General features: G+C 55.7%; 1 pseudogene. It reads right to left on the reverse strand.

From position 1 onward, the window contains the following. Positions 1-650, reverse strand: a pseudogene (locus ACVBEF_RS21320) (hypothetical protein); the annotation flags it as partial.

The raw sequence follows: 650 nt of genomic DNA on the forward strand, positions 1-650 counted from the left end.
GCCGTGCCCCCGGCCACTTGCGTCGCCGCTTTTCCCACCACCAATCCCACTAACTGCGTGAGAGCATTCTTATCCTCAGTAGAGAGTCCCGCGATCTGCTCGATATCTTTCCCAAAGGTTTCCACCGCTAACTTAGCCGCTGCTGCACCCACCGCGCCGGTGGCAAATTCGCCGCCTATCACTTTGGTCATTAGTCCGCCGATCAAGCCGTGGACGAGGACTTTTGCGGGAGTATTTGCTTTGCTCTGATCAAGATAGTCACCGACCTTTTGATACAGGAGGGGTGCGGCTTGTTGGGCGATCTCGCTGGTGAGCTTGCCGATTTCTTGTTGCCGCTGTACTTCTTTGAGATCGAATATTTTACCGATCGCACCGTCAGCGCTGCTGGTGTCGCGGTTGACGCTGGCGATCATTTCGTCGGCTGTCTGACCTGTTTTTTGAAGCTGTCCTTCGTTGTCGGTGATGGTGATGCTGCCGTCGCTAATCGCGCTTTTGGTCACGCCGCTGGCGTTGCCGCTGATAGGTTTTTGGGTATTTCCGGCGAGGTTGCCGGTGAGGTTATTGAGCAGGTTTTGTGACAGGCCAGTGCCGCCTGTGATGTGGGCCGGAATCACTTGATTGGTGTTGGGATCGATACTGTCGGGCACGCT

Source organism: Glaciimonas sp. GG7 (assembly GCF_052976905.1).